Annotated in this window: 14 protein-coding genes and 1 pseudogene; 14 read left to right on the forward strand and 1 reads right to left on the reverse strand. The window is 41.1% G+C overall.

The window, feature by feature from the left end:
* Nucleotides 1-66: 66 nt before the first annotated feature.
* The 5 genes from SB660_RS00570 to SB660_RS00590 all read left to right on the forward strand — a co-directional run bounded on the left by SB660_RS00570 (nt 67) and on the right by SB660_RS00590 (nt 6,269).
* Nucleotides 67-720, forward strand: a complete 654-nt coding sequence (locus SB660_RS00570; RefSeq protein WP_058014142.1) for a cell wall hydrolase — start codon at nt 67-69, stop codon at nt 718-720.
* Nucleotides 721-999: 279 nt separating this feature from the next.
* The gene (locus SB660_RS00575) at nt 1,000-2,316 is read left to right on the forward strand and encodes a polysaccharide biosynthesis protein (RefSeq protein ID WP_410580881.1); all 1,317 of its coding nucleotides are present in this window, start codon (nt 1,000-1,002) and stop codon (nt 2,314-2,316) included.
* Nucleotides 2,317-2,370: 54 nt separating this feature from the next.
* Nucleotides 2,371-2,859 carry an endospore biogenesis thiol-disulfide oxidoreductase StoA gene (stoA, locus tag SB660_RS00580; protein ID WP_061407568.1) on the forward strand — a complete coding sequence of 163 codons (489 nt, stop codon included), beginning with the start codon at nt 2,371-2,373 and terminating at the stop codon, nt 2,857-2,859.
* A 291-nt stretch (nt 2,860-3,150) separates the two neighbouring features.
* Complete coding sequence (locus SB660_RS00585; RefSeq protein ID WP_410580883.1) at nt 3,151-5,070, forward strand: heavy metal translocating P-type ATPase; 1,920 nt, start codon at nt 3,151-3,153, stop codon at nt 5,068-5,070.
* Between the two features lie 104 nt (nt 5,071-5,174).
* Nucleotides 5,175-6,269 (forward strand): M24 family metallopeptidase, encoded by a 1,095-nt coding sequence (locus tag SB660_RS00590; RefSeq protein WP_180309097.1) that lies wholly within the window; start codon nt 5,175-5,177, stop codon nt 6,267-6,269.
* 53 nt (nt 6,270-6,322) lie between these two features.
* On the opposite strand, the gene SB660_RS00595 is transcribed toward SB660_RS00590, so the two are convergent.
* Entirely contained in the window at nt 6,323-6,466 is a 144-nt protein-coding gene (locus SB660_RS00595) for a hypothetical protein (protein WP_162900848.1), read from the reverse strand.
* A gap of 93 nt (nt 6,467-6,559) precedes the next feature.
* Here SB660_RS00595 and SB660_RS00600 point away from each other — a divergent pair, with 93 nt between their 5' ends.
* From SB660_RS00600 to SB660_RS00640, 9 genes and pseudogenes are all read left to right on the forward strand, one after another.
* Nucleotides 6,560-7,549: a LacI family DNA-binding transcriptional regulator gene (locus SB660_RS00600; protein ID WP_180309096.1), complete on the forward strand. Its 990-nt coding sequence runs from the start codon at nt 6,560-6,562 to the stop codon at nt 7,547-7,549.
* Between the two features lie 55 nt (nt 7,550-7,604).
* Entirely contained in the window at nt 7,605-8,459 is an 855-nt protein-coding gene (glcT, locus tag SB660_RS00605) for a glucose PTS transporter transcription antiterminator GlcT (RefSeq protein WP_003212366.1), read from the forward strand.
* Nucleotides 8,460-8,661: 202 nt separating this feature from the next.
* Nucleotides 8,662-10,761 (forward strand): glucose-specific PTS transporter subunit IIBC, encoded by a 2,100-nt coding sequence (gene ptsG / locus SB660_RS00610; protein ID WP_058014136.1) that lies wholly within the window; start codon nt 8,662-8,664, stop codon nt 10,759-10,761.
* A gap of 93 nt (nt 10,762-10,854) precedes the next feature.
* Nucleotides 10,855-11,121 carry a phosphocarrier protein HPr gene (locus SB660_RS00615; protein ID WP_003211078.1) on the forward strand — a complete coding sequence of 89 codons (267 nt, stop codon included), beginning with the start codon at nt 10,855-10,857 and terminating at the stop codon, nt 11,119-11,121.
* Nucleotides 11,121-12,839, forward strand: a complete 1,719-nt coding sequence (ptsP, locus tag SB660_RS00620) for a phosphoenolpyruvate--protein phosphotransferase (protein WP_306012073.1) — start codon at nt 11,121-11,123, stop codon at nt 12,837-12,839. Before SB660_RS00615 ends, ptsP begins: the two co-directional genes overlap by 1 nt.
* A gap of 97 nt (nt 12,840-12,936) precedes the next feature.
* Nucleotides 12,937-13,179 carry a transcriptional regulator SplA domain-containing protein gene (locus tag SB660_RS00625; RefSeq protein ID WP_058014134.1) on the forward strand — a complete coding sequence of 81 codons (243 nt, stop codon included), beginning with the start codon at nt 12,937-12,939 and terminating at the stop codon, nt 13,177-13,179.
* 82 nt (nt 13,180-13,261) lie between these two features.
* Nucleotides 13,262-14,290 carry a spore photoproduct lyase gene (splB, locus tag SB660_RS00630; RefSeq protein WP_410580888.1) on the forward strand — a complete coding sequence of 343 codons (1,029 nt, stop codon included), beginning with the start codon at nt 13,262-13,264 and terminating at the stop codon, nt 14,288-14,290.
* A gap of 117 nt (nt 14,291-14,407) precedes the next feature.
* A pseudogene (locus SB660_RS00635) lies at nt 14,408-15,430 on the forward strand (HAMP domain-containing protein); the annotation flags it as partial.
* The gene (locus SB660_RS00640; RefSeq protein WP_370339235.1) at nt 15,422-16,369 is read left to right on the forward strand and encodes a methyl-accepting chemotaxis protein; all 948 of its coding nucleotides are present in this window, start codon (nt 15,422-15,424) and stop codon (nt 16,367-16,369) included. The pseudogene SB660_RS00635 and the gene SB660_RS00640, both read left to right, overlap by 9 nt.
* Nucleotides 16,370-16,385 lie beyond the last annotated feature (16 nt).

The following is a 16,385-nucleotide window of genomic DNA, read 5'->3' on the forward strand; positions in this document are numbered from 1 at the left end:
AAGGAGGTCTTGTTAGAGTGGACAAGTATCTTACCGCCTACTTTAATTAAAGGAGGAATGAGGCGAATGATGAAAATTCATACCGCTCTTTTTGTCATCCTTATGCTGATTGCAGCCATGAAGATGGACAACATACAAGAGCAGCAAGGGACATTAAGTCACGAACTTTCACAAGCACCTGTTAAGCATGAGCTTTCATATATAGATCGAGATGATCACGATCAAGTCATCCCAGCATTTTCAGAGGAAAAGCGTCAGCCGAAAGTCAAAATGCTAAGTACGTCTACAGAAGAGAAGTCTTCAAAACCGAAGCAAAAGAAAAGAGTAAAATCAGAAACAACGAATGAGGAAAGCGCCAAACGCTATTCTAATGAAGAAATGGAACTGCTCTCACGATTGGTGCATGCTGAAGCAAAAGGTGAATCTTACGCAGGTAAAAAAGCTGTGGCAAGCGTCGTCTTAAACAGGGTGGAGCATCGCTCTTTTCCTAACAGTGTCAAAGGTGTTATTTATCAGCGAAATGCTTTCCAGCCAGTATCAAATGGAAGTATTCATGATAAAGCAGATCAAGATTCTGTTAAAGCTGTGAAGCAAGTAGTGAAAGAACATGACAGAACAACAAAGGCCATTTATTTTTATAATCCCAAAACGGCAACAGATAACTGGATTCGTTCTCGCAAAATTGTAGAACGTATCGGTCGTCACGTATTTGCTGTATAAAGAATTGAAGCGATCAATCAGATCGCTCCAGCGTGTAGACAAACCCTCGCATTCTTTGTCAGGACTGTGCTCCTGTGCTCGTCCTTCCTAGACTGCAAAGGTTTTCTATCACGCTGAAAGGAAGACAAAGAACTAAAATAAAAACATTTTTAGCCCTTTGTCAATGTTCTAAAGCGATCAATCAGATCGCTCTTTTTTTTGTCTTCATTTATCAAAATATTTTCAGGACTTGTCTCATAGAATGTGAAAAGAATTTGCTTTAGATAAAGGGGAGGCTACATGAATCGATTTGTAAAAGGGGTCATTCTGCTATCTGTCGCAGCTTTCATTGCGGAGTGTATAGAGTTTTTAGTCAATATGATTTTAGCGAGAGAGCTTGGAGAGCATGGAATGGGTCTATATATGAGTATCCTTCCAATCATCATGCTTGTCCTTGTGATTGCCAGCTTAGAGCTGCCAGTCTCCATTTCTAAATTCATTGCAGAATCGCATGAGCGGCTCCATAAAAGTATGCTCCGCCATGCGTTTAAAATGACTCTTGTGGTGACGTGTACAACAACGGGGATTGCTGCGATTGTTCTACCGTTCATTCCTGTATTTCAGTCGTATCATCCGCTCATGAAAGGGCTTGTGCTGTCTCTTATTCCAATTATTGCGTTTACCTCGATTGCACGCGGCTATTTTATGGGAAAGCAGCAAATGGGCAGGATCGCTCTTGCCAATATGCTGAAGAAAACGATCCAGCTTATTTGCTTGTTTTTGTTCTTTCATTGGTATTCGTTTGATATTGAAACAGCGGTACTCATTGCCATCGGTGTCATTGTTGCGAGTGATCTCGTCGTCTTTATTTATTTATACTCCCAATACGTCATGGCAAAAAATGCTGTCCATGTCAGGTCTGTTGAATTAAGAGGGATTGACGTGAGAAAGCGGCTATTAGCCGTCTCTATTCCAACAACGGGCATGCGGATTTTTCATGCAATCGCAAATGCTATAGAACCATTTTTAATCAAAGGGGCACTTATTGCTGCAGGCATCTCTGGCACACTAGCTGTTGATCATTACGGCATGCTGGCTGGTGTCGCGATGTCGATTGGTTTTTTCCCAGCGTTTATCGCTCATTCCATCATGATTGTGATGATTCCGAGTGTATCTGAAGCCTATGCTTTAGGTCAGTATGATCTTGTGAAAAAACGTGTCAGGCAGGCGATTCTCATTACATTTGGGTACGGGGTACCGGCAGTGATGGTGATGTATTATTTTGCTTATCCGCTCACACAGCTCTTTTTTGATTCACCGCAAGCTGCTGTCTACTTACAGCTGCTTTGGCCGTACTTTTTATGCCACCTGTTTGTGATGCCGTTTCAAGCGTGTTTAATCGGTATGGGGCTCATTAAAGATGTGTTCCTACATAATATATGGGTGCATGTCGTCTCGTTTTCAATGGTGTATTTTCTCGGATCAATTGAAAGCTTAAATATGATGGGGGTTATATTAGGGATGAATACGGGCATGCTCCTCTTGACTGCACTGCATTATGCGACGATTTGTAAGGAGCTCGGTGTTTCCATGTTTCTTAGAATGAAAAAAGCATGAATGCCCTCTTCGGCGAGCGGGCAAGCTATAAGAAAACTGGGAAGGAAGATCCTGATGAATCTTAAATATCTACCCGCCAGTCTTCTTATGATGATCATGCTTCTATTACTCATAGGCAGCGAGGCTGAAGCGAAAGAGCCCGTTATGGCGCCAAAGATAGAGGCTCCTACATTAACTGGTGAGACGCAGATGATTCCGATGAAAGGAAAAAAGACCATTTTGCATTTTTGGACAACATGGTGCCCGTCCTGCAAAATGGAGCTGCCTGTATTTGACCAGATCGTGAAAGAAAATCAGAGTGATGTTGATATCTTAACGGTGAATTTACTAGGTGCTGAACAAAGTAAACATGCGGTTGCCCAATTTGTGAAAGACAGAAAGTTTACATTCCCGGTCATACTAGATGAGGGAGGGCACATGATGAAGGAATACCAAATCATCACCATTCCAACCAGCTTTTTGATAAATGAAAAAGGAGAAATAGTGAAAAATCATGTAGGTCCACTGACGAAAAAACAAATCAAAGAGTGGACGAATTTTTAGAACAAAACCTTATTTCAAGAACCAAGGGTCATTCCTTTGGTTCTTTTTTGTGTTCAATTTCTTTTCATCTGAATAAACTGTGCTCAGAACATGGAATGGTCCCTATCAATAATGATAATTATTATCAAAAAGAAATTATAATAATTATTAATTGAAAATCAGTCAGAACCTGTTATAATGAATAACAGACCAATAAAAAGCTTGAAATAGCAGAAAATATAGATGGAAAAAGGAAACGGGCAACAATTGATGATGTGAAAACCATTATCAATTAGAGAGGAGAAAACAATCATGAATGAGAATACAGCACTTTATCAAACAACAAATCAAAAGGAATCTAAATGGTCCTTGCATAAATGGGCACAGCACGGAGAATTAATGGCAGCAGGTATCTCGGGGATTCTCATTTTAATTGGATGGATTTTAAAGGATCAGAGCATGTGGAGCATTCCTCTTTTCATCCTAGCATTTGTCATTGGAGGTTTTGCAAAGGCGAAGGAAGGAATTGAAGAAACCATTTCGTCTAAAAGCTTGAATGTTGAACTTTTAATGATTTTCGCAGGCATTGGCTCAGCGATCATTGGATATTGGGCAGAGGGCGCGATCTTAATTTTTATTTTCTCGCTTAGTGGTGCGCTTGAAACGTATACATCAAATAAAAGCAAGAAGGATTTAACAGCTTTAATGAGCATCGCGCCAAATGAAGCGACTTTAATTGAAGAAGATGGCACGACCATTCAAGTCGCTGCTTCATCATTAACACCAGGTGACCGTATCATAATCAAAGCTGGGGAACGTATTGCAGCAGATGGTGTGATTTTAAGCGGAAGAACAAGTGTAGATGAATCTGCACTCACGGGCGAGTCTGTGCCTCAGGAAAAAGGGCAAGGTGAAGACGTGTTTGCAGGAACAGTGAACTTAAATGGCTCCTTAACAGTAGAAGTGACCAAACATAATGAAGAAACGCTTTTCCATAAAATTATTAAACTTGTCGAATCGGCTCAAGAAAGTGTGTCGCCAAGCCAGGCATTTATTGAAAAATTCGAAGGTGCTTATGTAAAAGGTGTACTGATCACCGTCTCGATTTTATTGGTTCTGCCTCATTTTGTACTAGGCTGGAGTATGAGTGAAACCTTCTACCGGGCTATGGTGTTTATGGTTGTAGCATCACCTTGTGCGCTTGTAGCATCCATTATGCCAGCTGCTTTGTCACTGATCTCAAACGGCGCAAGAAACGGAATGCTTGTCAAAGGGAGCGTCTTTTTAGAAAAGCTAGGCACTAGCAGTATGATTGCTTTTGACAAAACGGGGACAATTACAAGCGGAAAGCCAGCTGTAGAGCAGGTGGTGATCGCTAAAGGACAAGAGGAAGCGGCCTTTTATCAGGCGCTTTATCAAATTGAAAGTCAATCAAACCATCCATTAGCGAAAGCGATCTCTGATATGGCACAAGAGCAACAAATAGAAAGATCAGCTCTTGTCACCATTGAAGAAACCTCTGGTATTGGTGTAAAGGCACAATTGAATGGAGAAACGTGGCGAATTGGGAAGAAAGACTTTGCTGGCAAGGCTTCAATGGACCGTGAGATTGAGGAGACAGGAGAGCATCTTTCTGAAAAAGGATATACAGTGGTGTATGTTCAAAAGGATCAAGTAGTCGTTGGGTGCCTTGGCCTTAAAGATCAAATGAGACCTGAAGCGAAGAAAATGATTCAAGAGCTGAATGATTTAGGCATCCAAACTGTCATGCTGACAGGAGATCAGCAAAAAACGGCTGAAGTCATTGCACAGGAAGCTGGCATCCAAACGGTTGTCGCTGAGTGTCTGCCAGATGAAAAGGTCCATGAGGTCAATCAACTAAAAAAACAAGGAAACTCAATCATCATGGTAGGTGACGGAATCAATGATGCACCTGCACTCGCCACAGCAGATGTGGGGGTTGCGATGGGCGGAGGAACAGACGTAGCCTTAGAAACAGCAGATTTGATCTTAATGAAAAACAATTTAAATAACTTAACAAAGATGATCCGTCTTTCAAGAAAGATGAATCGAATCATTAAGCAAAATATTATTTTCTCATTAACGGTGATTTGCTTGTTAATTTGTGCGAATTTCTTACAAGTGCTTGATTTGCCTTTTGGCGTAATCGGGCATGAAGGAAGTACGATTTTGGTCATTTTAAATGGACTGCGTCTGCTTCGTGCATCTTAAGCAAATCATCATAGCGCACTTGGCTTCTGCCAGTGCGCTTTTGTGCGAAATATAACAAAAACTGATACAATAGATCAGTAGTAAAACGTGTGAGGAGGATCACGATGAACCGAATGAAAAGCTTGTCTTCTTGGCTAAAGGAAAAAGACATTCAAGGTGCATTTATACATACAAAGGAAAATGTGTTTTATCTATCTGGATACTTCACAGAGCCGCATGAAAGAGTAATGGGGCTGTTTGTGTTTCAAGAGGCAGATCCATTTTTTATTTTGCCTAAAATGGAAGTCGAGCAGGCGAAAAATGCTGGGTGGTCAGGCGATATTATTGGCTATGAAGACCATGAGAATCCATTTGATTTCATTCAGTCAGCAGTAGAAAAACGCGGTGTAAGAGCAACTCGGCTTGCAATTGAAAAAGAGTCAATTCCGCTTCAAAGAGCAGAACAGCTTCAAGCTGCTACTGGGGCAGAAACTTTTGTCCGGGCAGAAGAAGAGCTCAATCAGCTAAGACTCATTAAAGATGAATCTGAAATTGCTACACTGAAAAAAGCCGCTCAATTGGCAGATGAAGGGGTAAAAATTGGGGTGAACGCCTTAGAAGAAGGAGTCACCGAAACAGAAGTGCTCGCTGTCATTGAATATGAGCTAAAGAAAAAAGGCATTCAAGGCATGTCCTTTTCGACGATGGTTCTCTTTGGCGAAAAATCAGGAGAGCCTCACGGAAATCCAGGACAGGCAGTCTTAAAAAAAGGCGACTTTGTGTTATTTGACCTTGGTGTCATTGTTGATGGATATTGCTCAGACATTACAAGAACATTTATTTATCAGGAAGCTTCTGATCAGCAAAAGGACATCTATCAAACCGTCCTAAACGCAGAAATAGCGGCACTTGAAATGAGTAAACCGGGCGTGAGAATTGGGGACCTGGACTTAAAAGCACGCGGGCTGATCGCAGATGCTGGATATGGAGACTATTTCCCTCACCGCCTTGGACACGGTCTAGGGGTGTCTGTTCATGAGTTTCCTTCGATGAGCCAGGCAAATGATGATCTTCTCCAAGAGGGCATGGTGTATACGATCGAACCGGGAATCTATGTTCCAGGAGTCGGCGGCGTCAGAATTGAAGATGATGTACTGATCACAGCGGATGGTCCAGTTACTTTAACCAATTATCCGAAAGAGCTGACGATCATCGAGTAATAAAAAAATCACGATGAACGCCCATGTCCTGGAAGTGTCATCGTGATTTTTTGTCACTCTTTTCGATCCTTATCAACAAAAAAATCATCAATTGATTGAAACGGTTTGATTTTATGTTCTTTTCCTAAAGGATGTAGTGCAAAACGAGCAGAAAACAAAACAGTCATACATAATATAATCCATATGATGAAACCCATCTTGAATTCCCCTTTCCACCCAGTGATTTGTTCAGCTCACATACATCTTAAAGTATGAAACGCTTACCATATCAAGAGAAAGTAGGAGAAAAATTGGCAAACATAAGGGAAATTGCAAAAAGAGCGGGCGTATCTGTGACAACTGTATCACGTGTGTTGAATCATCATCCTTATGTCAAAGAAGATAAACGAGAACGTGTTCTTGATGCGATGAAAGAGCTCAAATATACGAGAAACATTCAGGCTGTCCATTTAGCCAAGGGTTATTCAAATATGCTTGGCATCGTTCTTCCAACAATTGATCATTCTTATTTCAGCAGACTTGTCACAGGGATTGCAGAAAAAGCTCAGGCGCACGGCATGCATTTTGCTTTGTTTCAAACAGGATATGATCCTTTAAAAGAAAAAGAAGCCTTGATGAGTTTAAAAGAGCGCCGCGTGGATGGATTAATCTTTTGCTCAAATGCGTTAAGTGATCGAGACATTTTAAGGTGGCAGGAATCCGGGCCTATCATTTTTTGCCATCCGGCGCCAATTGAAGACTGTTCAACGGTGTCGATTGCTCATGATCAAGCTTTTAAAGAAGGGCTGCATCATTTAGCAGCATGCGGGCATCAGCGAATCGCAATTGTTCTAGCCAGAATAGAAGGCGCAAACAGCCAGTCACGCCTTCAAGCTTATCAAGATATGATGAAAGCGCTCGGGCAGGAGATTGATGAAGAATGGGTCATCGAAGGGAAGCTAACACTTTTTGATGGAAAACAATTATTTACAGAGTGGCAAGAAATGAAGAATCGCCCCACAGCATTATTCATCACAAATGATGACGTATCAGCAGGCTTTTTATTAGAGGCGCAGCGTCACGATATAAAAGTAGGAGAATCTCCAGCCATACTCGGCTTTCAAAATGATCAATTAAGTGAGGCCTTGGGGATTTCCAGCTTTGATATTCCGCTGAAACGAATGGGGCAGGAAGCGTTTGACTTGTTCGACCGAGCTATAAAAGGAGAGGTGCCAGAGAAAAGAATGCTGCCATTTCGCCTGATCGAGCGATCAACCACCGTTTTCAAAAACAATCGTTGACGCACGTTTCATCTGTTTTGTACGATAAGAGGGATTGAATAAGAAGGAGGTGGGGATGTTCATGGAATCCTTCACCGTTGATAAAGCGTTAAATAATAATGTCATCATCGCAAGACACCCTTCTTTGGGCGAAGTAGTTCTGATTGGGAAAGGAATCGGCTTCGGGAAAAAATCGGGTGATGTTCTCGATCAAGATACATTTGAAAAAATGTTTGTTCTTAAAAATACAAAGGAACAAACAGAATATAAACAGCTGCTTCACCACATTGATGAGAACATGATCGAGCTTGCCAATGACGTCATTTATCATATACGAGAAAAAATGGGACACCGTTTGAATGAGCATATTCATATTGCCCTGACTGACCATATTGCGTTTAGTTTTAAGCGGGTGCAGCAAGGATATGATATCACCAATCCCTTTATGCTTGAGACAAAATCGCTGTATCCGAAAGAATACGAGGTCGCAAAGGAAGTCGTTGAGCTCATTAACGAGCGTCCTGATGTCGAAACAAAGCTGCCAGAAGGAGAGATTGGTTTTATTGCGCTCCATATTCACTCAGCTTTAACGAATCGGCCATTATCTGAGGTGAACCGTCATTCGCAGCTCATCACGCAAATGGTCCAAGTCATAGAAGATTCATTTCATATGAAAGTCGACAGAGAAAGTATTCATTATTTACGCTTATTGCGCCATATTACGTTTTCGATTGAGCGTATTAAACGGGAAGAATCTTTAGAGGAGCCAGAAAAATTGCTTCATCTATTGAAAAATGAATATCCTTTATGCTACAATACTGCTTGGAAAATGATCAAAATATTACAACATGCATTGAAAAAGCCTGTACAGGATGCCGAGGCTGTCTACCTGACACTTCATCTGTACAGATTGACAAATAAAATTTCATAGTTTCCTAGAAACGTGTAACTGATTCGATCAGGCATGAGTGACTTAAGGTAAATACAGGATAAGATCCTGTTATTTGCGCAACCTTATATCACCATGCCTTTTTTTGTGTTTGAAAGTGAAATGTAAACGGTTAACTATGAAATGGATGTCAGGGAGCGTCCCGCATGTGCGTTGTAAGCGAAAATAAAAGGAGGTTCAACTAGTGTTTAAATCACTTTTTGGTGTGTTGCAAAAAATTGGACGAGCACTTATGCTTCCAGTTGCGATCCTTCCTGCTGCTGGTATTTTACTAGCACTTGGGAATGCGATGCAAAATCCGCAGCTGATTGATGTAGCTCAATTTTTAAGCAATGATACAATTCAGCTTGTTGCAAGCGTCATGGAAAATGCAGGGAACATTGTCTTCTCGAATCTTCCGCTCTTATTTGCTGTAGGGGTTGCCATCGGTCTAGCTAATGGAGACGGTGTGGCAGGGATTGCCGCAATTATTGGTTATCTTGTCATGAACGTGACAATGAGCGCCGTATTAATGGCCAATGGATCAATTCCATCTGATTCCATCAAATTGGCTAAGTTCTTTAAGGAAAGCCATCCAGCGTATATTAATATGCTTGGCATTCCGACCTTGTCTACCGGCGTCTTTGGCGGGATAATTGTCGGGGTATTAGCAGCTTATATGTATAATAAATTTTATAAAATTGAGCTTCCGCAATATCTCGGTTTCTTTGCTGGAAAACGCTTTGTTCCAATTGTTACATCTATTTCAGCACTTATTTTAGGGCTTTTGATGCTAGTCATTTGGCCGCCAATCCAAGGTGCACTGAACTCGTTCTCAACGGGACTGCTCGCAGCGAATGAGCCGCTTGCTGCCTTTGTATTCGGTGTTATTGAACGCTCATTAATTCCATTTGGTCTGCACCACATTTTCTACTCGCCATTCTGGTATGAGTTCTTTAGTTATAAGAGCTTATCAGGTGAGCTTGTCCGTGGTGATCAGCGTATCTTCATGGCACAAATCAAAGATGGTGTTCAGCTGACAGCTGGTACATTCATGACAGGGAAATATCCGTTCATGATGTTTGGTCTCCCAGCAGCAGCACTTGCGATTTACCATGAAGCAAAACCAAAGAATAAAAAGCTTGTCGCTGGAATTATGGGATCCGCAGCCCTGACTTCTTTCCTAACAGGGATTACTGAACCGCTTGAATTCTCATTCTTATTTGTTGCACCAGTGTTATTTGCAATCCACTGTGTATTTGCTGGATTATCCTTTATGATAATGGATATTCTAAACGTGAAAATCGGTATGACCTTCTCAGGAGGATTAATCGACTTCTTCTTATTCGGAATCTTGCCAAACAGAACTGCTTGGTGGCTTGTGATTCCAGTTGGTCTTGTACTTGCCGTTATTTATTACTTCGGATTTAGATTCGCTATTCGCAAATTTAATCTGAAAACGCCAGGCCGTGAGGATGAAGCAGCTGACGGTGCAAGTAGTGCTAAGTCTGAAAAGGGTAATGACTTACCTTATGAAATTCTTGAAGCAATGGGTGACCAAGAAAACATTAAACACCTTGATGCTTGTATTACGCGTTTACGTGTTACTGTAAATGATCAGAAGAAAGTGGACAAAGACCGCTTGAAAAAGCTTGGTGCTTCAGGAGTTCTTGAAGTAGGAAACAACATTCAGGCTATCTTCGGACCACGCTCTGATAATTTAAAAACACAAATGCAGGACATCATTGCAGGCCGCACGCCTCGTCCAGCGAAAGACCCTTCTGCAAAAGAAGAAGTCAGCCAGCAGGTCGAAGAAGTCATTGCAAAACCGCTTCAAAACGAGCAAGGTGAAGAAATCTTTGCTTCACCAATTACAGGGGAGCTTCATCCGATTACAGATGTACCAGATCAAGTATTCTCAGGGAAAATGATGGGTGACGGTTTCGCCATCTTGCCAACAGATGGAACGGTGGTTTCACCGGTGAAAGGGAAGATCTTAAATGTATTCCCAACGAAACACGCAATTGGCCTGCAATCTGATGGTGGACTTGAAATTTTAATCCACTTCGGTATTGATACGGTCAGCCTCAAAGGAGAAGGGTTTGAAGCATTTGTACAAGAGGGAGATCAAGTAGAAATCGGTCAAAAACTCTTAGAGGTTGATATTGATAAAATTAAGTCTGAAGTACCATCTTTAATGACACCAATTGTATTTACCAACTTAAGTGAAGGACAATTTATTGACCTTCAAAAATCCGGTGAAATCAACGCTGGTCAAGAAAACATCATGAAAATTTCAAAATAATTTTCATAACTGCCGTTCTTGTTAGATGACAAGCTCGGCAGTATGATATAATATTGTGGATGTATTAATTGTATAAAAAGGAGATTGATAAAAATGGCTCAACAAACATTCAAAGTAACTGCAGATTCTGGAATTCACGCACGTCCTGCAACAGTTCTTGTACAAACTGCTAGTAAATATGATGCTGATATCAACTTAGAATATAATGGTAAAACAGTGAACCTGAAATCTATTATGGGTGTAATGTCTCTAGGAATTGCGAAAGGTGCTACAATCACTATCTCTGCTTCTGGTTCTGATGAAAATGATGCACTTGCTGCACTTAAAGACACAATGAAAAGTGAAGGCCTAGGCGAGTAATGCAACAACTGAAAGGAATCGGTGCTTCAGCAGGCGTTGCGATTGCAAAAGCATATCGTCTGGAAGAACCAGATTTAACAGTTCACCAAAAAGACATCAACGATCCAGAGACAGAAGTGAAGCGTTTTGAAGAAGCAATTCATGTTTCTAAACAAGAACTTGAAGCAATTAAAGAACATGCGCTAAAAGAGCTTGGCCAAGACAAAGCAGATATCTTTTCTGCACACCTTCTTGTGTTAAGTGATCCAGAGCTGCTAAACCCAGTAAAGGATAAAATCAACTCTGATAAAGTAAATGCTGAATTTGCTTTAAAAGAAACAGCGACAATGTTTGTCACAATGTTCGAAGCAATGGACAATGAATACATGAAGGAACGTGCAGCGGATATTCGCGACGTAACAAAACGTGTAACTGGACATTTGCTAGGCGTTGACATTCCGAATCCAAGCATGATTTCTGAAGAAGTCATCATCATTGCTGAAGATTTAACTCCTTCTGATACAGCTCAGCTGAACAGACAATTTGTCAAAGGTTTTGCGACAGATATCGGTGGTCGTACTTCTCACTCAGCGATTATGGCAAGATCAATGGAGATTCCAGCTGTTGTTGGAACAAAAGAAGCAACAAAAACGGTGAAAAACAATGATCTGATCATTGTTGATGGTATTAGCGGAGACGTCATCATTCAGCCTTCTGAAGATGAAGTGAAAGCGTATCAAAAAAAGCATGAAGACTACTTAGCTCAAAAAGCGGAATGGGCGAAACTTGTTGATCAGCCAACGGTCACAAAAGACGGCGTTCACGTAGAGCTAGCTGCAAATATCGGAACACCTGAAGATGTAAAAGGTGTACTTGAAAATGGCGGCGAAGCAGTCGGATTGTACCGTACTGAATTTTTATACATGGGCAGAGATCAGCTTCCTACAGAAGAAGAGCAGTTCAATGCATATAAAACTGTTTTAGAGAGAATGGAAGGCAAAGCAGTGGTTGTCCGCACACTAGATATTGGTGGCGATAAAGAACTTCCTTACTTGCAGCTTCCAAAAGAAATGAACCCGTTTCTTGGCTTTAGAGCGATCCGCCTTTGCCTCGAAGAACAGGAGATTTTCAGAACACAACTACGCGCCTTACTTCGTGCAAGTACATATGGAAACTTGAAAATCATGTTCCCTATGATCGCGACGTTATCAGAATTTAGAGAAGCAAAAGCCATTTTACTTGAAGAAAAAGAAGCATTGGTTGCCGCTGGTACAGACGTATCCGATTCCATTGAAATCGGTATAATGGTAGAAATTCCATCAACGGCTGTCATCGCAGACCAATTTGCAAAAGAGGTTGATTTCTTCAGTATTGGAACGAATGACTTGATTCAATACACAATGGCTGCAGATCGAATGAACGAACGAGTGTCTTATCTTTACCAGCCTTACAATCCAGCGATTTTACGTCTGATTACGCTTGTTATTGAAGCAGCGCATAAAGAAGGTAAATGGGTTGGCATGTGCGGTGAGATGGCAGGAGATGAAATCGCCATTCCTCTTCTACTTGGATTAGGATTAGATGAATTCTCAATGAGTGCAACATCTATTCTTCCAGCAAGAACTCAGCTAAGCAAGCTTTCTAAGGAAGAAGCTGCATCATTTAAAGAGCATATTTTATCACTTAGCACGACAGAAGAAGTGGTTGATTTCGTGAAGAAAACGTTTCAACATAACTAAGTGAATTCAAACCAGACAGTCACCCTGTCTGGTTTTTTTGTCGAATTTTATCATATTGGGTCATATCCGTCAGAGAGAAGGGCATTCTATAAGAAAAATGGAGGTGACCAGATTGCCTTTCTCAGACTATCAACCGGGTGATCAAGTTTATGTGATTTATCGAAATCCACATGCAGCAAACGTAGCGCAAATCAAAGAAGCAGAAATTGTTTCACATCCATACAACGAAGAGGAGCTTGCCCTATTTTTACTTGAAACGTACCATCCTTTAGCTCCAGATGATGCGGTCTTTTCGACATATGAAGAAGCAGAAGCTCTTTATCAAGATTTGTTTGAATAAGGGAGATTTTAGAAAGGATAAAAGCCATCCTGCACGGTTAAAGTAACGGTATGAAAACCTATAGGGTAAGGATGTGCTAAATATGATCAAACCTTTTGTGCCCCAGCTTGTGTACATTGAACCACGGGCGTTAGAGTACCCGTTAGGACGAGAACTGAAGGAAAAGTTCGAGGGTATGGGGATTGAAATAAGGGAAACGACTTCACATAACCAAGTAAGAAATATTCCGGGTAAGAATGACTTGCAAAAGTATCGTAATGCGAAATCAACGCTTGTCATTGGTGTGAGGAAAACGTTGAAGTTCGATACGTCTAAACCATCTGCAGAGTATGCGATCCCATTTGCGACAGGCTGTATGGGGCATTGCCATTATTGCTATCTGCAAACGACGATGGGAAGTAAGCCATACATTCGAACATATGTGAATGTTGAAGAAATATTAGATCAGGCGGAGCAGTACATGAACGAACGTGCGCCAGAAATCACGAGATTTGAAGCTTCTTGTACGTCAGATATTGTAGGAATTGACCATCTGACACATACACTAAAGACAGCAATTGAATACTTCGGCCAGACTGATCTTGGCAAGCTTCGTTTTGTGACCAAATTTCATCATGTCGATCATTTACTTGATGTAAAGCATAATGGCCGGACAAGATTTCGCTTTAGTATCAATGCGGATTATGTCATTAAATATTTCGAACCCGGTACATCACCGTTAGATCAGCGGATTGAAGCGGCTGTCAAGGTTGCGAAAGCAGGTTATCCCCTTGGCTTTATTATTGCCCCAATCTACATTCACGAAGGCTGGCAGGAAGGGTATAAAGTTCTTTTTGAAAAGCTCGATGCAGCTCTACCTGAAGATGTGAGGCACGATATCACCTTTGAAATGATCCAGCATCGTTTTACAAAACCAGCGAAGCGTGTGATCCAAAAAAACTATCCGAAATCAAAATTAGAATTAGATGAAGAAAAAAGACGTTACAAGTGGGGTAGATATGGAATTGGAAAATATATCTATCAAAAAGATGAGGAACAAGAACTAAGACAGACGTTAGAATCATATATCGATCAGTACTTTCCGAATGCAAAAATTGAATATTTTACTTGAAGCAAGCCTTTATGGCTTGTTTTTTCTATTTAAATTTTCTCACAACTATTGAATGCGGTATCAATGATGCCGATATATATAACAAGGTATGAAAGTAGGATATAGGGGTGTGAGGAGATGTTTAAGAAACTTCAAGTGAGAATAGCTGTTTTCATCTCAGTTATTTTAATTTTAACCGTTGTGGCAGTTCAAGTGGGTTCCAACTTGGTATTAACACCACTGATTGAACGAGATGCAAAAACGACTGCCACAGCAACGGCAGAAAGCCTGAAAGACATTATTACAGAAAAGCTTGATAATTATGGCAATACAATTAACAAATTGGCAACAGGTAAAATAACTGAAGAATTTGCGCAAAAACAAACAAAACAAACACTGGATTTTGAAAAAAGTGCAATAAAAAACCTGCAGGAACAGGATAAACTCATTTCGTTTGCATATATTGGAACAACTGATGGCAAAATGCTCGGTTTCCCAGAGTTCGATCTTGGCCAAGGGTATGATCCATCTAAACAAGGCTGGTTTAAACAAGCAGCCGAAAAGCCTGATCAGGTTGTTTGGACAGATCCATATATTGATGAAGCAACGAAAAAAGTGATTGTTTCAGCCACGAAGGCGATTGTCAAAAATGGAAAGGTCATTGGAGTCGCTGGACTTGATTTGAAGCTCTCCTCCATTCAATCTTATATAAATGAACAAGAAATCCCTTATAAAGGGACCGCTTTCTTAGTTGATAACACAGGCACCATTTTGGCGCATCCAACACAGCAAGGAAAAAACATATCAAAGGTCTCCTCTGTGAAAAAAGCGCTTGACAACTCAGGTATTGATGACAGCAAAGAACTGACGGTCATATCTAAAATCAAAGAAGCCGATTGGACGGTTGGCGTGAGCTTTGAGAAAAAGAAACTGCTATGGATCACAGAACAAATGAATCAGACAAGTATCATAATATCCGTCATTGCCATTATTCTTGCGATGATCCTCAGCTTATTATTGGCAAGAAGCATTACAACGCCAATCAAGCGTCTAACAGGGCATGTGCGTAAGGTGTCAGAAGGCGATTTAACAAGTACGCTTGAAGTGAAGTCCAAAGATGAAATTGGCCTCCTCACGAAAAGCTTTAATCAAATGATAGAGGACATTAGGGAGTTAATTGAAAAAGTGAAAGGGGCTTCAGATCAAGTTGTGACATCAACGGATGAAGTGACCCAAATTTCAAATGAAACCTTGCTGTCGAGCGAGCAGATTGCAACGGCCATTCAAGAGGTGGCAACAGGGGCGACTAAGCAGGCTTCAGATGCAGAAACGATTAATGAGAAATCAGAGCATTTGTATGAGAAAGTGCGTCATATGGGTGAGCTTGCCTCACAAATGCAAACCAACTCAAAATCATCAGAAGACGCAAGCTATAAAGGGCTAGATGCACTTGGGGTGCTCGTCCAAAAATCAACAAAAGCGAGCGAAGAATCGAAAAAGGTAGAGCAAATGCTGCTAGACCTGGAGCATAAAACAAAAAATATTGAAAATGTAGTGACAGCCATTTCTCAAATCTCGGATCAAACGAATTTACTTGCACTGAATGCAAGCATTGAAGCAGCGAGAGCTGGAGAAAGCGGACGAGGCTTTGCTGTTGTTGCAGAAGAAGTCAGAAAGCTTGCTGAACAATCTGCGGAATCAACAAAACACATTAGTGAAACCGTTAAACTCATTCAAGATGAATCGAAGAAGGCGGCTGAAGCGATGACAGTAGCAAGTAAGATGAATGAGGAACAAGGTGACGCCATTAATGCAACAGGCGAGGCACTCAGCAGCATCACAATGGAAATGCAGGCACTTGTCGGATCAATCGACAGCATTCATACACAGATCAATGAAATGACAGAAGAACAGCAGAAGATGAGTGACTCCATTCAAAGCATTGCTGCAATTTCTGAAGAATCTGCGGCTTCAGCTGAGGAAGTACATGCGTCTACAGATGAACAAGTTCAAGCGTTAGAAAGAACGAAAACTTCGACTGAAATGCTGAACGAATCAAGCCAGGCGTTACGTCAGGCGGTTGACAGATTTAAGGTGTAATCAAGCAGAAAGGAAC

It is taken from the genome of Bacillus sp. SIMBA_005 (assembly GCF_046535585.1).
In the GTDB taxonomy this organism is placed as follows: domain Bacteria; phylum Bacillota; class Bacilli; order Bacillales; family Bacillaceae; genus Bacillus; species Bacillus pumilus.